This is a genomic window from Streptomyces sp. NPDC048424 (assembly GCF_040651555.1).
Lineage (GTDB): Bacteria > Actinomycetota > Actinomycetes > Streptomycetales > Streptomycetaceae > Streptomyces.
Genome location: NZ_JBEZKE010000045.1, coordinates 19,561 through 44,010, shown reverse-complemented (window position 1 = coordinate 44,010; position 24,450 = coordinate 19,561). Strand labels below are relative to the sequence as shown.

Below are 24,450 nucleotides of genomic sequence, written 5' to 3'. Positions count from 1 at the left end.
AACGTGTCGGGGGGTCGGAGCGTCTGGGCACCTTGCGTTCGACGCCCTGCGGGGATCACCCCGACACACACCCGACCCCGCCCCAACCGGCCCGGGCCGTCCCGATGCCACGGCCCTGCCCTGGCATCCAACCCCGCCGGAGCTGCCAGCCCCTGCCGCACAGTCCGGCCTCGCCGCACAAATTCAGCCCCTCCGGCGTTTGAGGAGCGGGTCCGGGCGGAGCCCGGCGGGGTGCGGGGCGGAGCTCCGGCGGCGGCGGCGCCAAGAGACGGGCTAGCCGGTCGGCTGGTGTGCGGGCCGGGACTCGTAACGGTAGGGGTCGCTGCGCAGGCCCCGGGCCGTGACCGTCACCGCGAACGGGGCGGTCGTGCCCTGCGGGAGCGGGGCGCTCAGGGTGCCCGTCGCGGGATCGAGGAAGGCCGGGGCGGCGGCGCCGTCCACGCTCACCTGCGCCGGGGTGCCGGCGGGGCCGGGGCCGAAGCCGCCGCCCTCGACGGTGAGCAGGCCGTCGGCCACGGAGACGTCGGTGATCACCGGGTTGGCGCGGACGGCCATCTTGTTCACCAGGTAGGCCCCCGCCGGGGCGCCCGTCAGGGCCCACATCTCGTCGGGCAGCCGGGGGAGCCCGGCGCCCACGTCCGCGAGGAAGAACAGCACCACGTACAGCATCGTGACCGCGCTGAGCGCGACGTACTGGAGGTCGACGAGGTCCGTGCGCCCGCTGTCGTTGGCGATCAGCTCCCGCAGCGGCCGTCGCCCCGACTCCGTCGGCTTCGCGGCCGGCTTGGCCAGCGTGCCGTTCTCCACGCGCAGGCCGACGACCGTCTTCGCCGCGATCAGTGCCACGTACGGGCCGCCGAGCAGTGGCAGGTACACCGTGGTCAGCTGGGACAAGGGGCCGTCGGCGTCCCGGAAGTACGCGACGCCGCCGCCCGCGGTGAGCCCGTACGCGAGGATCGCGAGCAGCAGCCAGACGAGGATCACCGTCCAGGCCAGGGCGAGCGCCGTGGACGTGGAGAGCCGGCCGTCGCGGCCGGTGACGAACGCCGGGCTGCTGCGCAGCCGCAGGCCGATCGGGCCGGCCAGCGCGGCCAGTAACAGCAGTGCGCACAGTGCGGATGCCATGTCGTTCCCCCCGGATGACGGTGCTGCGTACGAGGGTCCACCACTGGCCCGACCATGACAAGTCTGGTCGGCCGCCCGTCAGTTGGCCCCGCTACTCCTCGCGCAGCTCCGGCAGGACCGGGAACCTGCGCGGTGCCACGAGCAGCAGGACCAGCAGCGCGGCCACGGCGGCCGCGCTCGCACCGAGGAAGATGTGCTCCACGGCGGCGGCGACGGCCTCGCGCAGGTAGTCGGCGGCGGCGCCCGGGAGCAGTCCCGGCCGCTCCAGCGCCTTCGCCACGTCGTCGAGGTGGTCCGGGAGCCCCGGTACGGGCGCGTCGGCCAGGCGGGCGGCGATGGTGGCGTTGGCCACGGCCGCGAGCAGGGCGGCGCCCACGCTCTGGCCGACCTGGCGGCAGAAGAGGACCGAGGCCGTGGTGGTCCCGCGCTCGGCCCAGCCCACCGTGGACTGGACCCCGACGATCAGCGGGAGCTGGAAGAGGCCGAGGGCGCCGCCCAGCAGCAGCATGATCAGCGCGGGCTGCCAGGGCCGGGCGGGGTGCGGCAGCAGGGTGAAGGAGTACAGGATCACCGCGGCGAGGCCGATCCCGACGGCCGCGGTGTTCCGGAAGCCGATGCGCCGGTAGACGTGCTGGCTGAGGGCGGCGCTGATGGGCCAGCTCAGGGTCATCACGGACATCACCAGCCCGGCGCTGACGGGCCCGAGGCCGAGCACGGACTGGGCGTACGTCGGCATGAACACCATCGGGGCGACCATCAGCAGCCCGAGCGCGGCCAGGGCCAGGTTGACCGCGGCGATGGTGCGCCGTCGCCAGACCCAGCCCGGCAGTATCGGTTCCTCGGCCCGCCGTTCCACCACGACCACCACCGCGGCCAGCACCGCGCTCGCGCCGAGCAGCCCCAGCGAGGGCGCGGACAGCCACGGCCAGGCGACCCCGCCCTGGACGAGCGCGAAGAGCAGCAGCCCGCCGCAGGCGAAGACGGCCAGGGCGCCCGCCCAGTCGACGGGACCCCGGCGCCCGGGGGACCGTACGGGCTCCACGAGGTGACGGGCGACCATCCACAGGGCGAGGGCGGCCAGCGGCAGGCTGAGCAGGAAGATCCAGCGCCAGTGCGCGTACGAGGCGAGGAGTCCGCCGAGCGCCGGCCCGGCCACGGCCGAGGTGGCCCAGACGCTGGACATCCGGGCCTGGATCCTCGGGCGGTCCTTCAGCGGGTACAGGTCGGCGGCCAGGGTCTGGACCGTGCCCTGGAGGGCGCCGCCGCCCAGGCCCTGGACGATGCGGAAGGCGATGAGGGCGGCCATGTTCCAGGCGAGGGCGCACAGCAGCGAGCCGACGAGGAACAGGCCGATGCCGAAGAGGAGGACGGGCTTGCGGCCGAAGGTGTCGGACAGCTTCCCGTAGACGGGGAGGGTGACGGTGACGGCCAGCAGATAGCCGGAGAAGAGCCAGGAGAAGACGGAGAAGCCGCCGAGGTCGCCCACGATCTGCGGGACGGCGGTGGCGACGATGGTGCTGTCGAGGGCGACGAGGGCCATGCCGAGCATCAGCGAGGCGACCACGGGGGTCGGCGGCCCGCCGCCGGCCTTCCGCGCGCCTGCGCCGCCGGCCGCGTCCCCGCCGCCGGCCGCGCCGTCGGGGGCCTGGGAGTCATTGGCCGAAACGGCCGCTCCCGCCGTGCCCGGCGCGTGGTCCGCACGCCCCTCGGGTATGCCGTCCTGGCCTGCGCCCGTGCTCTTCGCTGCGGCCACCGAGATTCCTTCCCCCTGCACGTAACTGCGGGGAACACCTTCTCACCGCCCCCGCGTCCCGCGGTATCCCCCAGGCCTCCTCCCTCGAAGGGCGGACATCCCCTAGGGGTCCCTCCGCACAACGGGCCAGGGACGGTTCCTCCCGGCGGAGGAGGTGAGGGCCCCCGGCGTCTCCTTAACTGGAACATACGGACCGGGAGGTGGGGGGTGGGGATAACCCCCGGGTGGATACGGCGATGGGCACCAGCGTGCCGAGGCCCCCACCCGCCGCAGACTTCATGACGACGACGCACGCGGACGCGCAGCACGCAGACGGACGCGGACGCACGCAGACGCACACAGGCGAAAAGGGAGAAAGACCGTGACAACGGCTATGACCGAAACCAGGCACGGGGGTACTGGAGGGCATGAAGCCGTCGCGGCCCGCGCGCGGAAGCTCGTCAAGGCGTACGGCTCGGGGGAGACGCGCGTCGTCGCCCTCGACGACGTGGACGTGGACATCATGCGCGGCCAGTTCACCGCGATCATGGGCCCCTCCGGCTCCGGCAAGTCCACGCTGATGCACTGCCTCGCCGGTCTCGACACGGTGACCAGCGGGCAGATCCACCTGGACGACACCGAGATCACCGGGCTGAAGGACAAGAAGCTCACGCAGCTGCGCCGCGACCGGATCGGTTTCATCTTCCAGGCCTTCAACCTGCTGCCCACGCTCAACGCCCTGGAGAACATCACGCTCCCCATGGACATCGCGGGCCGCAAGCCCGACGCGGAGTGGCTGAACCGGGTCGTGGAGACCGTGGGCCTCGCCGGCCGGCTCAAGCACCGTCCGACCGAGCTGTCCGGCGGCCAGCAGCAGCGCGTGGCGGTCGCCCGCGCCCTGGCCGCCCGCCCGCAGATCATCTTCGGTGACGAGCCGACCGGAAACCTGGACTCCCGCGCCGGCGCGGAGGTACTCGGCTTCCTGCGCCGTTCGGTGGACGAGCTGGGTCAGACCATCGTCATGGTCACCCACGACCCGGTCGCCGCCTCCTACGCGGACCGCGTCATCTTCCTGGCCGACGGCCGGATCGTCGACGAGATGTACGGACCCACCGCGGACCAGGTCCTGGACCGCATGAAGGACTTCGACGCGCGCGGGCGGACGTCATGAGCAACACCGTCCTGAAGACCTCGCGGCGCAACTTCGTCGCGCACAAGGGGCGGATGGCGCTCTCCGCCGTCGCGGTCCTGCTCTCCGTCGCCTTCGTCTGCGGCACCCTGGTGTTCACCGACACCATGAACACCACCTTCGACAAGCTGTTCGCCGTCACCAACTCCGACGTGACCGTCAGCCCGAAGGAGGCCAAGGGCGGGGAGGAGACCCCCGACCGCGGCAAGCCCGAGATGCTCGCGGGCTCGGCCGTCGAGCAGATCAAGAAGGCCGAGGGCGTCAAGAGCGCCGAGGGCGGCGTCGTCTCGATGTCCGTCACCGTGGTCAACTCCAAGAACGAGAACATGGGCTCGACCACCGGCGCCCCGACCATCGCGGGCAACTGGAGCGACAACGAGCTCAAGTCGATGAAGATCACCTCGGGTCAGGCGCCGCGCGGCCCCACCGAGGTGATGGTCGACGCCGACACCGCGAAGAAGCACGGCCTGGCGCTCGGTGACGAGCTGCGCACCATCGCCATCACCGGCGACATCCGCGCCAAGATCAGCGGTATCGCCACCTTCACCGTGACCAACCCGGGTGCGGCCGTCGTCTACTTCGACACGGCCACCTCGCAGCAGGCCCTGCTCGGCTCCGCCGGCTCCTTCACGCACGTCAACGTCACCGCCAAGGACGGGGTGAGCGACGAGCAGCTCAAGCAGAACATCGCGACCGCCGTCGGCGCGGACACGTACAAGCTGCAGACCGCCAAGGAAGCCGCGGACGCCAACCGCAAGGACGTCGGCTCCTTCCTGAACGTCATGAAGTACGTGATGCTCGGCTTCGCCGGCATCGCCTTCCTCGTCGGCATCTTCCTGATCTTCAACACCTTCTCCATGCTGGTCGCCCAGCGCACCCGCGAGATCGGCCTGATGCGCGCCATCGGCGCCGACAGCGGACAGGTCCTCAAGTCCGTGGTCGTCGAGGCCTTCCTGCTCGGCGTCGTCGGCTCGGTCCTCGGCGTCGGCGCGGGCGTGGGCCTGGCCGTCGGCCTGATGAAGCTCATGGGCCAGATGGGCATGCACCTGTCCACCGACGACCTGACGGTCGCCTGGACCACCCCGGTCGTCGGCATCGTCCTCGGTGTCCTCGTCACCGTCGTCTCCGCCTTCGTCCCGGCCCGCCGCGCCGGCAAGGTCTCCCCGATGGCCGCGCTGCGCGAGTCCGGCACCCCGGGCGACAAGAAGGCCGGCCGCATCCGCGCCGCCCTCGGCCTGGTCCTCACCGGCATCGGCGCCGCGGGGCTCTTCCTCGCCGCGGCCGCCGAGAAGGCCGGCCCCGGATCGCTGTGGCTGGCCCTGGGCGTCCTCTTCAGCCTCATCGGCTTCATCGTGATCGGCCCGCTGCTCGCCGCCGGCGTGGTGCGGGTGCTCTCCGGCGTCGTGCTGCGGCCCTTCGGGTCCGTGGGCCGGCTCGCCGAGCGCAACGCCCTGCGCAACCCGCGCCGCACCGGCGCCACCGCCGCCGCGCTGATGATCGGCCTCGCGCTGGTCGCCTGCCTGTCGGTGGTCGGCTCCTCGATGGTGGCCTCCGCCACCGACGAGCTCGACAAGTCCGTCGGCGCGGACTACATCATCAACTCCGAGACGGGGCAGCCCATGCTGCCGCAGGCCGAGCAGGCGCTGCGCGCCACCGCGGGCCTGGACCACGTCACCGCCTACCGCGAGCTGCCGGCCAAGATCACCGCACCCGACGGGACCACCGAGGAGGACGGCCTCGGCGCGACCGACCCGACGTACGCCCAGGACATCCGGCGCAAGATGGTCGCCGGCGAGCACGCGGCGGCGTACGGCAAGAACTCCATGTCGGTGGGCTCGGAGTACGCGACCAAGCACGGCATCAAGCTCGGTGACGAGCTGACGGTCGCCTTCACCGGCGGCAACACGGTCAAGCTGAAGGTCGCGGCGATCACCAGCGACGGCGGCAACATCGACAAGACCATGAAGTACGTCAGCACCGAGATCGCCCGGGCGAACGTCCCGGCCGACCGGCTGCCGCTGCCCTTCATGCTGCTGGCCAGCGCGAAGGACGGGCAGTCCGACGCCGCCGCGTACAAGGCGGTCAAGGCGGCGATGGCGGAGTACCCGCAGTACATGGTGCGCAACCAGGCCGACTACAAGCAGTCCCTCAAGGACCAGGTCGGCCAGCTGCTGAACATGGTCTACGGGCTCCTCGGCCTCGCGATCATCGTCGCGGTCCTGGGCGTCGTGAACACCCTGGCCCTGTCGGTGGTCGAGCGGACCCGCGAGATCGGCCTGATGCGCGCCATCGGCCTCTCCCGCCGCCAGCTGCGCCGCATGATCCGCCTGGAGTCGGTGGTCATCGCCCTCTTCGGCGCCCTGCTCGGCCTCGGGCTGGGCATGGGCTGGGGGGCCAGCGCCCAGCAGCTGCTGGCGCTCCAGGGCCTGAAGGTCCTGGAGATCCCGTGGCCGACGATCATCGGGGTGTTCGCCGCCTCGGCCTTCGTGGGCCTGTTCGCCGCACTGGTCCCGGCCTTCCGGGCAGGGCGGATGAACGTCCTGAACGCGATCGCGAGCGAGTAACCGCTGCGCGTTCGTACGGGGGAGGGCGCCGGCCCGGGACCTTCGGTTCCGGGCCGGCGCCTTGTGGTCAGCAGGGCCGCCGGTTCGCCGGTCCGTCGCTCGCCGGCCGCCCGTCAGCCGCGCTGCATCAGGACGATCCCGGCGGCCTCGCCCACCAGGGTGTACCGCTCACCGGGGTGCAGCTGGCCGGCGTAGCCGACGGGGTCCTCGCCGGCCCACTTGGAGGAGTTGTCGATGGTGATCCAGTCGGGGACCACGCCCTTGCTGCCGCCGATCCACAGGACGCGGCAGCGGGAGGTCAGCCGGGTCAGCGGGGTGGTGTCGGCCTCCACGGTGGCCCCGTCGGGGATCCGGTCGAGGAGCCGCTCGATGGCCGTGACGCGGTCGGGCTTCTCGTACGTACGCGCTTCCGTGAGCTTGGCGGTCGGCATGGCCGTCGCCGCCAGGGCCAGGCCGGCGGCGAGGACGGCGGTGGGCAGCTGGAGGGAGTAGGCGCGCAGCCGGGGCCGCTCGCTGCGCCGGAACGTGTCGATCGCGTCGACGAGGGCGAGGGAGACGACGGGCATGAGCACGGCGCTGTAGTGCCAGTCGGTGGACCAGTAGTGGTCGTCCCCGGACAGGAACCGCCAGCCGAGGGTGGGCGCGGCGACCAGCAGCAGCGGTGAGCGCAGGGCGAGCAGCCCCGTGGTGGGGATCAGCACCCATCCCAGGGTGGCGAGCTTGGTGCCGGCGCCGGCGAACGGGCCGCCGCCGTCGATCTTGTGCCAGTAGCCGTAGCCCTCGGTGGCGAAGGCCGGTATGAAGACGGTGAACACCAGGACGGCGAAGACGGCGCCGAAGGCGGCGACGCCCAGCGCGGTCCACGCGGTCCGGCGGTCGGTGATCCAGGCCCGCCAGGCCACGACCACGGCCAGGGCGGCGAGCGTGAAGCCGAGGTCCTCCTTGACGAGGACCAGCGGCAGCGCCCACAGCAGCGCGGCCCGCCACCGCCGGGCGAGCACCGCCTCCAGCGAGAAGGCCAGCAGCGGCATGGCGAAGGCGATCTCGTGGAAGTCGAACTCCACGGCCCGCTGGACGCCCCACGACAGCCCGTACGCGATGCCGATCGCGACGCCGCGGGCCCGGCCCAGCAGCCGTCCGGCCGCCCTGGTGACGGGGACGGCGGAGAGCGCGAACAGCGCGGCCTGCACCACGAGCAGGGTGAGCGGGCCGGGAAAGAGCCGGTAGACGGGGGCGGCGAGCGCGATGATCGGGCTGAAGTGGTCGCCGAGGATGTTGGCGCCCGGCCCCTTCAGGTCCGCGACGGGCTCCTGCAGGTGCGCGTACGCGCGGATCGCCTGCTCGAAGATGCCCAGGTCCCAGGAGGCCCAGTCCATCCGCCGGAACCGCCCCACGGAGAGGACGAGGTAGACGAGGAACAGGCCGCCGGCGACCGCGTACGGTCCGGCCCACCGGTTCACGACGGGCTTCGACGGCGCCGGTTTCACCCGCGGCCGGTCCGGCCCCGCCGGATCCGCCGCGGCTTCCGGCCGGACTATGGCATCGCTCGTCACGGCCTTCGTGCCCCCTCGGCGAGCTCTGACGTCAGTACCTCGACATCGTAGAGGGGCTCGAACGCACCCCCGGTTGCGTCCCCGAGCCCTTCGGTCCGGGCCCGTGCGGGCGCCCGAGCCGTCACCCGCACGGGCGACCTGAATCCCGCGCGCGTGGCGGCGGGGCGCGTCGTAGGGTGGGAACCCCCGGCCCGTGCGACGTGTCGGGTCCTTCGCGTTGCCCCTTCACCGGACGGAAAGCCTCCTTCATGAGCCTGCACGGACTGCTCGACGCCGTCACCCGGGACCCCGCCCTCGCCGAGGCGGTCACCGCGGCCGGGGACGGCAACCGCATGCACGTGGACCTGGTCGGCCCCGCCGCCGCGCGGCCCTTCGCGATCGCCGCGCTGGCCCGGCGGACCGAGCGGACGGTGCTCGCGGTCACCGCCACCGGACGGGAGGCCGAGGACCTGGCCGCCGCCCTGCGTTCCCTGCTGCCGCCCGACGAGGTGGTGGACTACCCGTCCTGGGAGACGCTCCCGCACGAGCGGCTCAGCCCGCGCAGCGACACCATGGGCCGCCGGCTCGCCGTCCTGCGCCGGCTCGTGCACCCCAGCAAGGACGATCCGGCGGCCGGGCCGGTGAGCGTGATCGTCGCCCCGATCCGGTCCGTGCTCCAGCCGCAGGTCAAGGGGCTCGGGGAGCTGGTCCCGGTCAGCCTGCGCCAGGGCGGGAGCGCCGACCTCGGGGAGATCACGGCGGCGCTGGCCGCGGCCGCGTACGCACGCGTCGAGCTCGTCGAGAAGCGCGGGGAGTTCGCCGTGCGCGGCGGCATCCTCGACGTGTTCCCGCCCACCGAGGAGCACCCGCTGCGCGTCGAGTTCTGGGGCGACGAGGTCGAGGAGATCCGCTACTTCAAGGTCGCCGACCAGCGCTCCCTGGAGATCGCCGAGCACGGGCTGTGGGCCCCGCCCTGCCGCGAGCTGCTGCTGACCGACGACGTACGGGAGCGGGCCGCGGCCCTCGCCGAGGCCCATCCCGAGCTCGGCGAACTGCTGAACAAGATCGCCGAGGGGATCGCCGTCGAGGGAATGGAGTCCCTGGCCCCGGTCCTCGTCGACGACATGGAGCTGCTGATCGACGTCCTGCCGGCCGGGGCGATGGCCGTGGTCTGCGACCCCGAGCGGGTCCGTACCCGGGCCGCCGACCTCGTCGCGACGAGCCAGGAGTTCCTGATGGCCTCCTGGGCGGCCACCGCGGGCGGCGGCGAGGCCCCCATCGACGTCGGCGCGGCCTCGCTGCGCGGGATCGCGGACGTACGCGACAGGGCCCGCGAGCTGAACATGATGTGGTGGTCGGTCTCCCCCTTCGCCGCCGACGAGGCGGTGGGCGGGGACACGCTCAAGCTCGGCATGCACGCGCCCGAGGCCTACCGCGGCGACACCGCCCGGGCCCTGGCCGACACCAAGGGCTGGATCGCCGACGGCTGGCACACCGTCTACCTGACCGAGGGCCACGGCCCGGCCGCCCGTACCGTCGAGGTGCTCGGCGGCGAGGGCATCCCGGCCCGGCTGGAGGCCGAACTCCGCACCCTGGAGCCGTCGATCGTCCACGTCGCCTGCGGCTCGATCGACAACGGGTTCGTCGACCCGGCCCTGAAGATCGCCGTCCTCACCGAGACGGACCTGACCGGCCAGCGCACCGCCACCAAGGACCTGGGCCGGATGCCGACCCGGCGCCGCAAGACGATCGACCCGCTGACCCTGGAGGCCGGCGACTACATCGTGCACGAGCAGCACGGCGTGGGCCGCTACGTCGAGATGGTCCAGCGGACCGTGCAGGGCGCCACCCGCGAGTACCTGCTGGTGGAGTACGCGCCGGCCAAGCGCGGCCAGCCCGGAGACCGCCTCTACATCCCCACCGACCAGCTGGAGCAGGTCACCAAGTACGTCGGCGGCGAGGCCCCGACCCTGCACCGGCTCGGCGGCGCCGACTGGACCAAGACCAAGGCGCGCGCGAAGAAGGCGGTCAAGGAGATCGCCGCCGACCTCATCAAGCTCTACAGCGCCCGCATGGCGGCCCCCGGCCACACCTTCGGCCCGGACACCCCCTGGCAGCGCGAGCTGGAGGACGCCTTCCCGTACGCGGAGACGCCCGACCAGCTCACCACCATCGCCGAGGTCAAGGAGGACATGGAGAAGTCGGTTCCGATGGACCGCCTCATCTGTGGCGACGTCGGCTACGGCAAGACCGAGATCGCGGTCCGGGCGGCCTTCAAGGCGGTCCAGGACGGCAAGCAGGTCGCCGTCCTCGTGCCGACCACGCTGCTCGTGCAGCAGCACTTCGGCACCTTCTCCGAGCGGTACGCGCAGTTCCCGGTCAACGTGAAGGCGCTGTCCCGCTTCCAGAGCGAGACCGAGTCGAAGGCCACCCTGGAGGGGCTGAAGGAGGGCTCGGTCGACATCGTCATCGGCACCCACCGCCTCTTCTCGCAGGAGACGAAGTTCAAGGACCTGGGCCTGGTCATCGTCGACGAGGAGCAGCGCTTCGGCGTGGAGCACAAGGAGCAGCTGAAGAAGCTCCGCGCCAACGTCGACGTGCTCACCATGTCCGCGACGCCGATCCCGCGCACCCTGGAGATGGCGGTGACCGGCATCCGCGAGATGTCGACGATCACCACCCCGCCGGAGGAGCGGCACCCGGTGCTCACCTTCGTCGGCCCGTACGAGGAGAAGCAGATCGGCGCGGCCATCCGCCGTGAACTGCTGCGCGAAGGCCAGTGCTTCTACATCCACAACCGGGTCGAGTCGATCGACCGGGCGGCCGCCAAGCTGCGCGAGATCGTGCCCGAGGCGCGGATCGCGACGGCGCACGGCCAGATGTCGGAGCAGGCCCTGGAACAGGTCGTCGTGGACTTCTGGGAGAAGAAGTTCGACGTGCTCGTCTCGACGACGATCGTCGAGTCCGGCATCGACATCTCCAACGCCAACACCCTGATCGTGGAGCGCGGCGACAACTTCGGCCTGTCCCAGCTGCACCAGCTGCGCGGCCGGGTCGGCCGTGGCCGCGAGCGCGGGTACGCGTACTTCCTCTACCCGCCGGAGAAGCCGCTCACGGAGACCGCGCACGAGCGCCTGGCCACCATCGCCCAGCACACCGAGATGGGCGCCGGCATGTACGTGGCCATGAAGGACCTGGAGATCCGCGGCGCGGGCAACCTCCTCGGCGGCGAGCAGTCCGGTCACATCGCGGGCGTCGGCTTCGACCTCTACATCCGGATGGTCGGCGAGGCCGTGGCCGACTACCGGGCGGCCGTCGAGGGCGGGGTGGAGGAGGAACCGCCGCTGGAGGTCAAGATCGAGCTTCCGGTCGACGCGCACGTCCCGCACGACTACGCCCCCGGCGAGCGGCTGCGCCTGCAGGCGTACCGGTCCATCGCCTCCGCCGGTTCCGAGGCGGACATCAAGGCCGTACGGGAGGAACTCACCGACCGCTACGGCAAGCTGCCCGAGCCCGTGGAGAACCTGCTGCTGGTGGCCGGTCTGCGGATGCTCGCCCGGGCCTGCGGGGTCGGGGACATCACCCTCCAGGGCAACAACATCCGCTTCGGGCCGGTGGAACTGCGCGAGTCGCAGGAGCTGCGCCTCAAGCGGCTCTACCCGGGGACCGTGCTCAAGCCCGCCACCTCGCAGGTGCTGGTCCCGCGCCCGAAGGCGGGCAAGATCGGCGGCAAGCCGGTGGTCGGCCGGGAACTGCTGGCCTGGACGGGCGAGTTCCTCACGACGATCCTCGGCTCCTAGGCCGTCTCTTCGGCCGGCCCGGGACGGAGGTTCCGGGCCGGCGGGAGCAGGCGTCAGTCGACCTCGTAGACGTCCGCCTCGGCCGGAACGTCCACCTGTACGGGCTGGTTGATGCCGGTGTAGTCGAGGTCCATCCCCTCCGGGCCGGCCTTGGTCACCTTGAGCAGGTACGGCTCGCCCTCGGCGGCCACGAGGAAGACGTGCTTGGCCGCGACGATCGACACCGCCGTCCGGCCCGCGGCCTCGGCCGTCCCGCTCTCCATCGCGTCGCCCGAGAAGCTGTAGAACGCCTTGAGCATGCCGTCCCGGTCGCACAGGGAGGCCAGTCCCTTCAGGCCGGGATCCGAGGCCTCCTTGCGCATCCACCGCGTCGTGGCGTCCTTGAACGCCTGCTCCGCCTCGTCCGCGGGCAGGTCCTGTGTCTGGGTGCGGGCAGCGGCCTCGTCGGCCTGCAGGAACACGTGTCTGTGGGTGCGGACCACCTTCAGCGTTCCTTCGGAGAACGTCATCGTGCCCGTGCATTCGCCGGTCTTGCTGATCGAGAGGTTGACTTGTGTCGGTTCGCCCTTGGTCACCGTCTTGCCGCTGACGGTGAACGAGGACGCGCCGCGCAGCGCGGTCACGGACTCGTCCAGCATCTTGGGGGCGGACGCGCCGGGGTACGACCGGGTCGGCGTGTCCAGGCAGCCGGTGAGCCCGAGCGCGGCGGCGCCGGCGAGGGTGACGGCCGCGGTCAGACGGTGAGCGGTGTGCACGGAGGGACTCTCTTCGGCGGGGTGCAGGTCGCAAGGAGAGTACGGGGCGTCGGAAGGGCGGTTCGGGGCGGGCGGGGCGCCGGGCGCGGGCGGTCGGACGGCCGAGGGCGGGCGCCGTGCTGCGACCCTGCAACGGTTGCGCGCATCCCCTCACTCATGGCCGGGAACGCTGTATACCCTCAGACCCGAAACTTCTTCCGCACGGCCCGTCAGGAGCAGCGATGCACGGCCCCGGCCTTCCGCCGCAGCACGCCCCCCAGTCCACCGACGGGGGCGTGGTGGCACTGCGCGTGGTGTTCATGCTGCTGCCCATCCTGAGCTGCGGCTTCCTGGCCTGGGGCTCGATGCTGCGGCTCGCCCTCGTGACCCGCAAGTCCCGTGACTGGGTGCTGCTGGTGGTCACCGGCGCGCTCGCCGTGCTGTGGATGACGCTGATCCAGCTCGACCCGACGCCCGAAGTCAACGGCTGGCAGGGCAACCTCGGGGCCGGTGGCTCGATCTTCACCGGCTTCGCCGTCTGCGTGTACTTCCTCGTCGCGGACATCAAGCACCACGAGGCCAGGCGGACCGCGCTGCCCGCCTACGGGTACCCGTCCGCGCCCTACGCCCACCCGCAGCAGACCTCGCCCGCCTACGGGTACCCGCACACCCAGACGCCCGTGCCCCAGCAGCCCGCCGCCGCGCCGGTCCCGCCGCAGGCGCCGCCGCAGCCGACCCCGCCCCCGCGCATCGGGCAGGTCCGCGCCGAACTCGACGAGCTCAGCGAACTGCTGCGCAAGCAGACCCCGCCGCCCGGCGGCCCCTACCAGGACCCGAACCAGACCGCGATCCAGGACCCGAATCAGTGACGGACCGGCTCATCGGAGACCGCTACCAACTGGCTTCCATCCTGGGACAGGGCGGCATGGGCCAGGTCTGGACCGCGTACGACAAGCGCCTGGACCGCCGCGTCGCCGTCAAGCTGCTGCGCCCCGACAAGGTCGCCGGCCCCGGCACCGTCGCCGAGGAACTGCGCCGCCGCTTCGTGCGCGAGTGCCGGGTGACCGCGCAGGTCGACCACCCCGGCCTGGTCACCGTGCACGACGCCGGCAGCGACGGCGACGAGCTCTTCCTCGTCATGGGCTACGTCGAGGGCACCGACCTCGCCGACCACCTCGCCGAACACGGCCCCTACCCCTGGCAGTGGGCGGTCGCCGTCGTCGCGCAGCTGTGCTCGGTGCTCTCCGCCGTGCACGCGGTGCCGATCGTCCACCGCGACCTCAAGCCGCGCAACGTGATGGTCCGCCCGGACGGCACCGTCCTCGTCCTGGACCTCGGCGTGGCCTCGGTGATGGACACCGACACCACCCGCCTCACCAGCACCGGCACCCCCATCGGCAGCCCCGCGTACATGGCGCCCGAGCAGGCCATGAGCGGCGCGGTCGGCCCGTACACCGACCTGTACGCCCTGGGCGTGCTGCTCTACGAACTCCTCAGCGGCAACGTCCCCTTCGCGGGCTCCACCGCCCTCGGCGTGCTCCACCGCCACCTGTACGAGCCGCCGGCCCTGGTCCGGCCCCAGCGCCCGGAGATCCCGCAGGAGCTGGAGACGCTCCTGATGCGCCTGCTCGCCAAGGACCCGCAGGACCGGCCCGCCTCCGCCCAGGCGGTCTACGAGGCCCTCGCCCCGCTGCTGCCCGCCAGCGGCAGCCGGGCCCCCGCCGGCCCGCTCGATCCGACCCGCCCCTTCCTGCGCCCGCACGCCCCCTGGCCGGACCGGGCCACCGTGATCCCGCCGCAGCCGACCTCACCGCCCACCCCGGTCCCGACGCCCGCCCGGCCCGACATCCCCGGCGCCGTCGACGAGGCCCGCAAGCTCCTGGACCAGGGGCGGCTCACCCAGGCCGGGGACATCCTCGGCGGCATCCTCCCGGCGGCGGCCGCCGAGCACGGGGAGCACTCCCCGGTGGTCCGCTCCCTGCGCAAGCAGTACGCCGCCACGCTGATGGACGACGGCCAGTACCGCCGCGCCCTGCCCGAACTGCGCCGCCTCGCCGACGAGTTCCCGGCCGGCGACCCGCAGTCCCTGCGCTTCCGCTACGACGCGGCCCAGTGCCTGGAGCAGCTCGGCGAACCGGCCGCCGCCCTGGCGGAGTACCGCTCGCTGCTCCCGCTCTTCGAGAACCACTACGCCAACCCGGACCCGGGCCTGCCGCTGGAGGTCCGCCGCCGGATCGCGCACCTGCTGCTCTCCCTCGGCGACCGGCAGGCGGCCCACGAGACCCTGGCCCGGCTGCTGTTCGACGCGGAACGCCTGCACGGCCCGGCGCACCCCTTCCCGTCCGAGATCCGCCGCACCCTGCAGTGGCTCGGTCAGATGCGCTGACGCCGCCGGAGCACCAGGGCGGTCAGGACCACGAGGGCGAGCCCCGCCGCCGCCGCGCCGGGGACCAGTCCCGGCGGGCGGAACGAGCAGCTGAGCGTGGTGGTGCGGCCGTCCAGGGGCAGGGCCACCAGCCCCAGATGGGCCGCGGCCGGGCGGCCGTTGCACGTCCAGCCGGCGATCGCGGGGACGGAGAGGACCGCCGTTCCCGTGGCCCCTGCGGGCAGTTCGGCCCGGATCCGCGAGGAGCCGACGTGCAGGGAGGTCGCCGCCGTGGCGCGCAGGACGCCCACCGCGGTGTCGAGGCGGGCCCGGTCCAGGCAGGACAGGGTCCACCGCGCGGGCGGGGCCGCGTCGAAGACCAGGGCCGAGGAGGCCCCGCGGGAGACGCCCATCGGCTGCAGGGCCGCCCGGTTGCGGGGGGCGTTGCCGTTCAGGCGGAAGGCGGGCCCGTCCGCGAGGCGGGCCGTGGCGTTGTACTCCGGCGCCCACAGGTACGCCTCCGTGCCCGCGCGGCAGACACCCGGCGCGAGCGGGTCCTCGTACACCCGGGCGCCCAGGAGCAGTTCCTGGTTGGCGAAGGGGGAGTCGCCGTAGGAGAGGGGCGCGCCGGGCGGGCGGGTCGTCACCAGCGGGGGGACCTCGGCGCGGCGGACCGTGCCGTCGGGCCGCAGCCGCGCGCCGACCGCGAACAGGGCGTCCGTCACCGGGTTGTCGATGCTCTGGACGTTGCGCCCGCGCGAGGTCCAGCCGGCCCCGAGGGCGACCATCGTGTGCGTGAACACCTCCGGGGTGTGGCTGCTGTAGTACGAGCCGCCCTCCCCGCCCAGCAGCATCGGGTCGTTGCCCGACAGGGCGGGCCGGCTCGGGTCGGTGCGGTACGCCGGCCAGCCCTCGGCGCCGGCCAGCGCCTCGGCGCGCGCGGTGTGGGCCGCCCCCCAGGACGGGTAGTCGTCGAGCCCGCCCAGCTTCCCCTTGTGCCCGTACGCGGTCGTCGCGGCCGCCTGCGCCAGCAGGACCGCCGCCAGCAGCCCGGCCGCCGGGAGCGCCAGCCGGCGGTGGCGCAGCGCCCACCAGGCCGCGCCCGCCAGTGCCAGCCCGCCCGCGAACAGCGCGTACCCCCAGTCCGTCCCCAGGGTGCTCCCGCGCGACCAGAGCACGGCGGCCGCGAGCAGGCCCGCCCCCGCCGCCAGGGCCGGCGGCCGCGGCAGGCCCGCCGCCAGCCCGGTCCAGGCGGCGATCACGGCGATCCCGGCGAGCACGAAGGTCTGCCGGTACGGGCTCCCGTTCGGGGTGGCGAACAGGTGCCAGGCCAGGTGGGTCGGGGCCCACTGGAGCGAAAGCGCGACGGCCACCGTCAGCCCCGCCCACCACAGCCGGGCGCGCAGCGGCACCGCCCGGTGGAAGGGCAGCGCGGCCACCAGGAGCAGGGTCCCGGTGCCCACGAAGACGGCGGGGGAGGAGAAGGAGTACGTCGCGGGCAGCAGCCGCGCGAAGAGGTCCGCCCAGGACACCGGCCGGAACTCCTTCACCCACCCCGGGTAGGCCTGCCCCGAGCTGAGGAAGAGGGGGACGAGCACGGGAGCCGCGAGCAGGATCCCGAGCAGGGTCGTCCCGGCGGCCCGCGCGATCACCGCCGTCCGGGTCCGCAGACCCTCCCGGGTCAGCACCACCCGTACCACCAGCACCAGCGCCGCGCCCAGTGTCGCCATGTAGGCGGTGTAGAAGTTCGCCGTCCAGCAGACGGCGACGACCAGCGGCGCGAGCACGAGCCGGCGCCCGCGCAGGGCCCATTCGCCGGTCAGGCACAGCAGCGGGAAGGCGATCAGCCCGTCCAGCCACATCGGGTTGTAGGAGGCCTCGATCACCGACCAGCCGCACAGGGCGTACGAGGCCCCGAGCAGTCCCGCCGCCCACCACGGGCCGCGGCGCTGGGTGCGCAGCAGCCAGGCCATCGCCGCCGCCGCGACCGTCATCTTGAGCACGGTCACGACGTACACCGCGAGGTCTATGTCCGCGCGCGGGAAGAGCCCGACGAGGACGGAGAGCGGGCTCGTCAGATAGGTGCCCAGGTCGGGCAGGAAGCTGGTCCCGTAACCGGACTGCCAGTTGAACAGCAGCCCGCCCTCCGCGCGGCCGTGCAGGAGGTCCCACAGGTGCGCGTGGAAGGGCACGAACTGATTGCCGAGGTCGTTGATGCTGCGGTGGCGCGGTCCGTACGGGAAGACGCGGGCGGCGGCGTCCCCGGCGCACACGGCCACCGCCGTGAGCAGGGCGGCGAGCACCGAGCCGGACAGGCTCAGGCGGCGCGGCGAGCGGTGCGGTGAGCGGTGCGGTGTCGACATGGTGGGCCGACCCTGGCACCACCGGGGGACCGAAGGATGGCCGCCAGATGAACGCGCACCCCGACACCTCGGGAATCGTTGGTCGAACCGGTGGCTCGGACCACCCTGACTGCATACCATCGATCACCGCACGGCCCTTGTGCACCGACGCACAATCTCCCGGCCCTGGAGGCTCCTTTGCACCGTCGCACAGCGCTCTCCGTCTCCGCCGCCCTGCTCCTGGCGGCGCCCCTGCTGTCCGCCTGCTCGGGCGAGGCCCGGCCCGGCACCGCGGCCGTCGTCGGCGGCGAACGGATCACCACTTCCGCCCTCCAGGCCCAGGTCAACGACGTCCGCGTGGCGCAGAACCGGACCGGGCAGGCCGCCGCCGAGCTCATCGCCAGCACCCCCAACCTGGAGCGCCAGAAGCTCGACTCGATGCTCCAGAGCCACGTCATCGACAAGATGGCCGAGACCGCCGGCATCTCCGTCTCCGTCAAGGAGATCGAGGACGAGCGCCGGGCGTACGTGGAGGAGAACAAGGGGGCCGAGCAGTTCGAGGCGCTGCTCCTGCAGAAGGGCGCCATGGCCCCCGGCCAGGTCGACCGCTTCCTGCGGGACCGGGTCCTGCTGACCAAGCTGACCGCGAAGTACGGCCAGGGGAAGCTGGAGGAGCCCGCCCGGGCCGCCGCGACGGACCTGCACATTGAGGTCAACCCGCGGTACGGCACCTGGGACGTCAAGCAGATCAAGCTCGGCGCCGGGCAGACCCCCTGGATCACCCAGCGGACGCAGCCCGAGCAGGCACCCGCCGGAGCCTGACGCGCCCGGCCGGAGGTAGGTTCGGAGGGTGACCGAGCACTCCGAGCCCACCGCCGCCGAGCCCACGGGCCGCATCGTCCTGCTGACCACCAGCCACCGGGTCGCCCCCGGCGTGCTGTCCTGGCCGGCGTGGCAGACCCTGCACGCCGCGGACCGGGTGCTGTGCGCCGACCCCGGCCACCCGCAGCTGCCGTACCTGCGGGAGGCGGGCATCGAGGTCGTCTTCGGGACGCCGGACGCGCACGAGCTGGTCGAGGCCTGCGCGGGCGGCCGCACCGTCGTGCTGCTCCCGAGCGGGGAGGGCGACCAGCGGCTCACCGACGGGCTGGCCCGGCTGGCCGGCTCCGGCCGGGTCTCGATGCCCGACCTGGAGCTGCTGCCCGGCTCGTACGACCTGCCCGGCGCGCGCCTGCTCGACCTGGTCCAGGTGATGGACCGGGTCCGGCGCGAGTGCCCGTGGACCTCGCGGCAGACCCACAAGGGCCTGGCCAAGTACGCGATCGAGGAGGCGTACGAGCTCGTCGAGGCCATCGAGGACGGGGACCGGGAGGAGCTGCGCGAGGAGCTCGGCGACGTCCTGCTCCAGGTGGTCTTCCATGCGCGGATCGCGGAGGAGGGCGGCGGCGTCGAGGACGGCGAGGGCGACGAGGACGCCGGGGACGGCGTCGGGGCGTTCTCCATCGACGACGTGGCCGGGGCCCTCGTGGAGAAGCTGATCCGCCGGCACCCGCACGTCTTCGGCGACGCCGAGGCCGAGACCCCGGAGGACGTGAACGCGCACTGGCAGCGCACCAAGGCGGTCGAGAAGCAGCGGGAGTCGGTCACCGACGGGATCCCGGTGGGCCAGCCCGGTCTGGCGCTCGCGGCCAAGCTCGCGGGCCGGGTCCGTACGGGCGGCGTGCCCGTGGAACTGCCCCGCGGCGCGGGCATCGGGTACGAACTGCTGGCCTTGGCGGCGCGCGCCGAGGCGGAGGGGACCGACCCCGAGACCGCACTGCGCGCGGCGGCCCGCGTCTACCGGGACGCGATCCGCGCCGCCGAGGGCGTCGGCGAGTAGTCCGGACCGCAGCCCCGGACGGCAGCCCCGGACGGTGCTCCCGGGCGGCCTTCAGTCGTTCCCGTACGCCCGGGGCGCGCGGGCCGCGGGGTTGTGCCAGTGCGGCGAGGGGCGGTTCAGGAACCACTCGCCGAAGCCGAGCGGGCGGCCCCCGGGCCCCTGGCCCCGGTCGGCGGCGGGTACGGAGTCGTGGAAGAGGCGGCCGGGGCGGGCGCCCAGCTCCTCGAGGAGGTGCACGGTCTCCTCGATGAACTGCGGCGGGCCGCTGAGGTAGACGTCCTGGTCCGGCCACAGGGCGCGGTGGCCGAGCGCCGTCGCGAGCCGGTCGGTGGCCTGGTTGCGGTGCCGCCCGGGGGCGGGCGTGATGTAGGTGACGCCGAGCCAGCGGCAGGAGGCGGCGTACGTGTCGATGAGCGGGCGGTCGTAGAGGTGCGCGCCGTCCCGTGCGACCACGAAGAGCCGTACGTCCTGATCGGGAGGGCGTTCCACGAGGTCCTCCAGCATCGCCCGGATCGGCGCCCAGCCGGTGCCGGCGGCGATCAGGCTGACGGGGCGGCCGGCGCGGCGGAAGGTCAGCTGCCCGCCGGCGGCGCCGAGCCGCAGGACCTCGCCCGGCAGCGTCTCGCTGACCAGCGCGGTGCTCAGCCGCCCCTGCTCGATCCGGCTGACGTGGAGGTCGACGGTGCCGTCGGGGCGGGGGGCGTTGCCCAGGGAGTAGGTGCGCCACGTCGCCGGGACCCGCTCGCTGCACACGCTCGTGTACTGGCCCGGGACATAGGGGAAGGGGGCGTGCGGCCGCAGGGTCAGCACCCCGATGTCCTGCCCGTACCGGAGGTGGCGCACGACCTCCGCTTCCCACCACGGCGGGTCCTCGCTCGCGTCGGCGCCGGCCGTCATCGTGTCGGCGATCATCTGGTAGGCCTCGGCCCAGGCCTTCTCCACCTGCGGGGTCCAGGCCTCTCCGGAGGTCGCGGCGAGCGCGGCGAGGAGGCTGGAGCCCACGGCCGCGTAGTGCTCGGGGCGGGCCAGGAACTTGCGGTGGTCGCGCCCGAGGTCGCGGAGATAGGGGAGGAGGCTCTCGTCGTCGAGGTGGGCGATCACGTGGGTGAGCGCGGCGAAGACACGGTCCCGCTGCCGTTCCATGTCCTCGGAGGAGGCCGGGAAGAGGTCACGGACTTCGGGGTTGTGCCAGAAGAGGTGGGAGTAGAAGAACTTGACCGCGTGCTCGGCCCGTCTCTCCACCACCGCGAAACTGCTTTTCAAGATCCTCACATCCACAAAACCGAAAGTAGGAACGCCGGGGAAGGCGAGGTCAAGCGATGGCCGATCTACGGACAGCCGCGACGAACGGGCCATATGGGATGGCGGTCCTGCGTCGGGATACGGTCGTGACGTGCATGAGCAGACCCCCGCAGACCCCGCCGACACCCCCTCCGCCGAGGGCCCGACCCTCTTCGACTGGGAGTTCGCGACCGACCCCTACCCGGCCTACGCCTGGCTGCGCGAGCACTCGCCGGTGCACCGCACCAAGCTCCCCAGCGGGGTCGACGCCTGGCTGGTCACCCGGTACGCCGACGCCCGCCAGGCCCTCGCCGACCAGCGGCTGAGCAAGAATCCGGCGCACCACGCGGAGCCCGCGCACGCCAAGGGCAAGACCGGGATCCCGGGGGAGCGCAAGGCGGAGCTGATGACGCACCTGCTCAACATCGACCCGCCGGACCACACCCGGCTGCGGCGGCTGGTGTCGAAGGCGTTCACCCCGCGCCGGGTCGCCGAGTTCACCCCGCGGGTGCAGGAGCTGACCGACCACCTCATCGACCGCTTCGCGAGCAAGGGGGAAGCGGACCTCATCCACGAGTTCGCCTTCCCGCTCCCCATCTACGCCATCTGCGAGATGCTCGGCGTACCGCGCGAGGACCAGGACGACTTCCGCGACTGGGCCGGGATGATGATCCGCCACGGCGGCGGCCCGCGCGGCGGCGTCGCCCGCTCGGTGAAGCAGATGCGGACCTATCTCGGTGAACTCATCCATCGCAAAAGGGATGATCTGGGCAATGACCTCATCTCGGATCTGATCCGGGCGAGCGACCACGGGGACCACCTCAGTGAGGCCGAGGCCACCGCCATGGCCTTCATCCTGCTCTTCGCGGGCTTCGAGACGACCGTGAACCTCATCGGCAACGGGGTCCACTCCCTCTTCATGAACCCCGGCGAGCGCGAGCGCCTCCAGCGCTCCCTCGCCGCCGGCGAGACCGGTCTGCTGGCCACCGGGGTCGAGGAACTCCTGCGCTACGACGGCCCCGTGGAGCTGGCGACGTGGCGGTTCGCCACCGAGCCGCTGACCCTCGGCGGGCAGCGGATCGAGGCCGGGGACCCGGTCCTGGTCGTCCTCGCGGCCGCCGACCGCGACCCCGAGCGGTTCGCGGAACCGGATACCCTCGACCTCTCCCGCACCGACAACCAGCACCTCGGGTACGGGCACGGCATCCACTACTGCCTGGGCGCCCCGCTCGCGCGACTCGAAGGACAGACCGCGCTCGCGACCCTGCTGACGCGCCTGCCGGATCTGGAACTGGCCGTTCCACCCCAAGACCTGCGCTGGCGCGGGGGGTTGATCATGCGAGGGCTACGTACTCTTCCCGTCAGGTTCACGGCTCAAAACACTTGCGCGGCTTCTGATGAAAAGTCAGATCCCGCTTGAACTTGTGACAATCGTTCGAAGGCCGCTAGGTTCTGCCGTTACCCCGCTGTTATGCGAAAGGTGCACCCTCATGCGTTCCGGGAACGGCCGCCACAGACGCCCCCGCCAGGTCCCCGCGCTGGTAGTCACAGCCGGAGTCACTGGCTCCGCGCTGGCACTGCCGCTGCTAGCCGCCACCAATGCCACCGCTGCCGACACCGCGACCTGGGACAAGGTCGCCGAGTGCGAGAGCGGCGGCTCCTGGAGTGCCAACTTCGGCAGCGGTGCGTACGGCGGGCTGCAGTTCACCCAGGAGGAGTGGCAGAGCGCCGGCGGACTCGACTTCGCCGAGCGCGCCGACCTCGCGAGCCGGTCCCAGCAGATCGCCGTGGCCGAGCGGGTGCTGGCCTCGCAGGGGCCGCAGGCGTGGCCGCTGTGCGCCACCTCGGCCGGCCTGGAGCAGCAGAGCCCCGCCGCCAAGGTGGATCCCGGCCTGCCCGGCACCTCCGGCCCGATCGCCCCCTCGCCCTCCCGCCCGGACGACGCGGTGCCGTCCACCACCGGCGGCGAGCCGGCCAAGGACTTCGGCGCCCCGACCCACGCGGCCCCCAGCCCGACCGGCAGCCCCTTCCTGATCCCCGACGCGCCGTCCGTCGGACTCCCCGTCATGCCGGCGCCGGACGTCCCGACGACGCCTCCCGTCGACCCGTCGCAGCCGACGCTCCCGGGCACCCCGGGCACCACGCCGCTGCCCCCCGTCGACCCGACGGCTCCTACCCTCCCGGTGGACCCCTCGTCGCCCACGACCCCGCCCACCACCCCGGGTGCGACCCCGACGGACCCGGCCGCCCCGACCGCCCCCGCGACCCCGGGCGCCACTCCGGAAGGCGCTCCGGCCGAGGGCAGCGGCAAGCACCGCGGTGCGCCCGCGACCGAGGCGCCCGTCCCGTCTGACGCCGCGTCGACCCCCACGTACACCGTCCAGGAGGGCGACAGCCTGGCGACCATCGCGGTTGCCAAGGGAGTCAAGGGCGGGTGGAACGGCCTCTACGAGGCCAACGAGCAGGTCATCGGCGAGGACGCCAACCTGATCAAGCCCGGACAGAACCTGGATCTAACCCTGCAATAAGGACACTTCGGGCGCCCGGAAAGAACTGATTGTCGGTTATCTGTAAGTGAGACATGTGTCTCTTCAGGTCAACTGGCGTGTCCCGCCCCGGAGCTTCCGCAAACCCCGCCCTCACCTGCGCAAACACCCCTGCGGAGAACGCAAGTAGGGACCCCCTCTCCCCGATGTTCCTCGTTGAACATCGGGGAGAGACCTGTCTACCTTCTGATTCGCCCGCCACCGCGGGCTCCTTCGACCGCATCGCCGAATCCTGCCGGCGGACGGGGGGAACAGTCGTCGCGTCAAGCGCCGAAGGCAGGAGCGGGGGAACCAAGGTAGGCGCCGGGAGCGGCCGTTGAGAGACGGTCACGCCACCGGCTAGGGGTTAAGACGTGCGCTAGGTCGCACGGCCGGGCAACTCACTCGCCCGAACCCGACAGCTCACCTCGTAGGCGTCGGTGAGGAGAAACTCCATGCTGCTTTCCGGCAAGGGCAAGCACCGTCGCGCCTCCAAGGCCGTCCGCATCGTCACGCTCGCCGGTGTCGCCGGTGTGGCCGTCGCCGCCCCCCTGATGGCCGCGGGCACCGCCAGCGCCGCCACCGCGTCCGAGTGGGACAAGGTCGCGCAGTGCGAGTCCGGCGGCAACTGGTCCATCAACACGGGCAACGGCTACTACGGCGGACTGCAGTTCTCGTCCTCGACGTGGGCCGCGTACGGCGGCAAGTCGTACGCCGCGCAGGCCAACCAGGCCTCGAAGTCCCAGCAGATAGCCGTCGCCGAGAAGGTCCTCAAGGGCCAGGGCAAGGGCGCCTGGCCGAGCTGCGGCAAGGGTCTGTCGAACTCCTCCTACGCCGGCGGCGGCACGGAGACCTCGACGCAGAACAAGCCGAAGGCCGACTCGAAGAAGACCGAGACGAAGGCCGCCCCGAAGGCCACGCCGAAGAAGGAGACCAAGCGCTCCGAGGCCCCGACCACCCGCTCCGAGCGCCCGGCGGCCCCCGAGGCCCCGAAGACCGGCAACGGCTCGTACGAGGTCAAGGCCGGCGACACCCTGGGCACCATCGCCGAGGCCAACGGCGTCAAGGGCGGCTGGGAGAAGCTCTTCGAGCTGAACAAGGACATCGTCTCGGACGCCGACCTGATCTTCCCGGGTCAGAAGCTGAAGCTCAGCTGAACACTGCGGCAATAGCCGCAGGAGCGTACGCAACGCACAGCATTCCCCCCGCCCGGCGCGCCTGTCCCCACGCGCCGGGCGGCGGTGTGCGTACCGCATGACGGGCCACGATCCAGAGACCTATGTCCCGGAAGAGGGGTATTCGGTCCCTTTTTCGTCCCAGGGGTCGGGCGGTCGGCCGGTCGAGTGCCCCGGGCCGGTTAGGCTCTAAGCGGCAAGGCCGTC

16 protein-coding genes and 1 riboswitch are annotated in these 24,450 nt (G+C 72.6%); of the genes, 10 read left to right on the top strand and 6 right to left on the bottom strand.

Annotated elements, in window-relative coordinates:
* Positions 1 to 273: 273 nt before the first annotated feature.
* Both AB0D29_RS35910 and AB0D29_RS35905 read right to left on the bottom strand, forming a co-directional pair.
* Positions 274 to 1,125, bottom strand: coding sequence for a hypothetical protein (locus tag AB0D29_RS35910; protein ID WP_362860033.1), 852 nt, complete (start codon positions 1,123 to 1,125; stop codon positions 274 to 276).
* 91 nt (positions 1,126 to 1,216) lie between these two features.
* Complete coding sequence (locus tag AB0D29_RS35905; protein WP_362860040.1) at positions 1,217 to 2,674, bottom strand: MFS transporter; 1,458 nt, start codon at positions 2,672 to 2,674, stop codon at positions 1,217 to 1,219.
* A 565-nt stretch (positions 2,675 to 3,239) separates the two neighbouring features.
* Between AB0D29_RS35905 and AB0D29_RS35900 the strand changes: the two genes are divergently transcribed.
* Positions 3,240 to 4,028, top strand: a complete 789-nt coding sequence (locus AB0D29_RS35900; RefSeq protein WP_030716392.1) for an ABC transporter ATP-binding protein — start codon at positions 3,240 to 3,242, stop codon at positions 4,026 to 4,028.
* Positions 4,025 to 6,610: an ABC transporter permease gene (locus tag AB0D29_RS35895; protein WP_362860032.1), complete on the top strand. Its 2,586-nt coding sequence runs from the start codon at positions 4,025 to 4,027 to the stop codon at positions 6,608 to 6,610. The genes AB0D29_RS35900 and AB0D29_RS35895 overlap by 4 nt, the downstream gene beginning before the upstream one ends.
* Positions 6,611 to 6,723: 113 nt before the next feature.
* Here the strand turns inward: AB0D29_RS35895 and AB0D29_RS35890 are convergent, their stop codons facing one another.
* Positions 6,724 to 7,986, bottom strand: a complete 1,263-nt coding sequence (locus AB0D29_RS35890; protein ID WP_362860038.1) for a DUF2079 domain-containing protein — start codon at positions 7,984 to 7,986, stop codon at positions 6,724 to 6,726.
* Between the two features lie 425 nt (positions 7,987 to 8,411).
* Between AB0D29_RS35890 and mfd the strand changes: the two genes are divergently transcribed.
* On the top strand, positions 8,412 to 11,942 hold the full coding sequence (mfd, locus tag AB0D29_RS35885; protein ID WP_362860030.1) for a transcription-repair coupling factor: 3,531 nt from the start codon (positions 8,412 to 8,414) through the stop codon (positions 11,940 to 11,942).
* A gap of 53 nt (positions 11,943 to 11,995) precedes the next feature.
* Here mfd and AB0D29_RS35880 read toward each other — a convergent pair whose 3' ends face one another.
* Positions 11,996 to 12,697, bottom strand: a complete 702-nt coding sequence (locus AB0D29_RS35880) for a hypothetical protein (RefSeq protein ID WP_362860029.1) — start codon at positions 12,695 to 12,697, stop codon at positions 11,996 to 11,998.
* Positions 12,698 to 12,918: 221 nt separating this feature from the next.
* On the opposite strand from AB0D29_RS35880, the gene AB0D29_RS35875 reads away from it, so the two are divergent.
* Together AB0D29_RS35875 and AB0D29_RS35870 are read left to right on the top strand one after the other, a co-directional pair.
* On the top strand, positions 12,919 to 13,545 hold the full coding sequence (locus AB0D29_RS35875) for a hypothetical protein (RefSeq protein WP_362860027.1): 627 nt from the start codon (positions 12,919 to 12,921) through the stop codon (positions 13,543 to 13,545).
* Positions 13,542 to 15,062 carry a serine/threonine-protein kinase gene (locus tag AB0D29_RS35870; protein WP_362860025.1) on the top strand — a complete coding sequence of 507 codons (1,521 nt, stop codon included), beginning with the start codon at positions 13,542 to 13,544 and terminating at the stop codon, positions 15,060 to 15,062. Before AB0D29_RS35875 ends, AB0D29_RS35870 begins: the two co-directional genes overlap by 4 nt.
* Here AB0D29_RS35870 and AB0D29_RS35865 read toward each other — a convergent pair.
* Entirely contained in the window at positions 15,050 to 17,404 is a 2,355-nt protein-coding gene (locus AB0D29_RS35865; protein WP_362860023.1) for a YfhO family protein, read from the bottom strand. The two genes, AB0D29_RS35870 and AB0D29_RS35865, sit on opposite strands and share 13 nt — an antisense overlap.
* A gap of 177 nt (positions 17,405 to 17,581) precedes the next feature.
* Here AB0D29_RS35865 and AB0D29_RS35860 point away from each other — a divergent pair, with 177 nt between their 5' ends.
* Together AB0D29_RS35860 and AB0D29_RS35855 are read left to right on the top strand one after the other, a co-directional pair.
* A complete protein-coding gene (locus AB0D29_RS35860; protein ID WP_362860022.1) occupies positions 17,582 to 18,205 on the top strand; it encodes a SurA N-terminal domain-containing protein in 624 nt (207 codons plus the stop codon).
* A gap of 28 nt (positions 18,206 to 18,233) precedes the next feature.
* On the top strand, positions 18,234 to 19,262 hold the full coding sequence (locus AB0D29_RS35855; RefSeq protein ID WP_362860021.1) for a nucleoside triphosphate pyrophosphohydrolase: 1,029 nt from the start codon (positions 18,234 to 18,236) through the stop codon (positions 19,260 to 19,262).
* A gap of 51 nt (positions 19,263 to 19,313) precedes the next feature.
* Here the strand turns inward: AB0D29_RS35855 and AB0D29_RS35850 are convergent, their stop codons facing one another.
* Positions 19,314 to 20,534, bottom strand: coding sequence for a globin domain-containing protein (locus AB0D29_RS35850; protein ID WP_362860019.1), 1,221 nt, complete (start codon positions 20,532 to 20,534; stop codon positions 19,314 to 19,316).
* Between the two features lie 121 nt (positions 20,535 to 20,655).
* Here AB0D29_RS35850 and AB0D29_RS35845 point away from each other — a divergent pair, with 121 nt between their 5' ends.
* The 3 genes from AB0D29_RS35845 to AB0D29_RS35835 all read left to right on the top strand — a co-directional run bounded on the left by AB0D29_RS35845 (position 20,656) and on the right by AB0D29_RS35835 (position 24,225).
* Complete coding sequence (locus AB0D29_RS35845; RefSeq protein WP_362860018.1) at positions 20,656 to 21,963, top strand: cytochrome P450; 1,308 nt, start codon at positions 20,656 to 20,658, stop codon at positions 21,961 to 21,963.
* Positions 21,964 to 22,033: 70 nt separating this feature from the next.
* Positions 22,034 to 23,071, top strand: a complete 1,038-nt coding sequence (locus tag AB0D29_RS35840) for a transglycosylase family protein (RefSeq protein ID WP_362860017.1) — start codon at positions 22,034 to 22,036, stop codon at positions 23,069 to 23,071.
* 276 nt (positions 23,072 to 23,347) lie between these two features.
* Positions 23,348 to 23,520, top strand: a riboswitch (cyclic di-AMP (ydaO/yuaA leader).
* Between the two features lie 3 nt (positions 23,521 to 23,523).
* A complete protein-coding gene (locus AB0D29_RS35835) occupies positions 23,524 to 24,225 on the top strand; it encodes a transglycosylase family protein (protein WP_362860016.1) in 702 nt (233 codons plus the stop codon).
* The last annotated feature ends 225 nt before the right edge of the window (positions 24,226 to 24,450 follow it).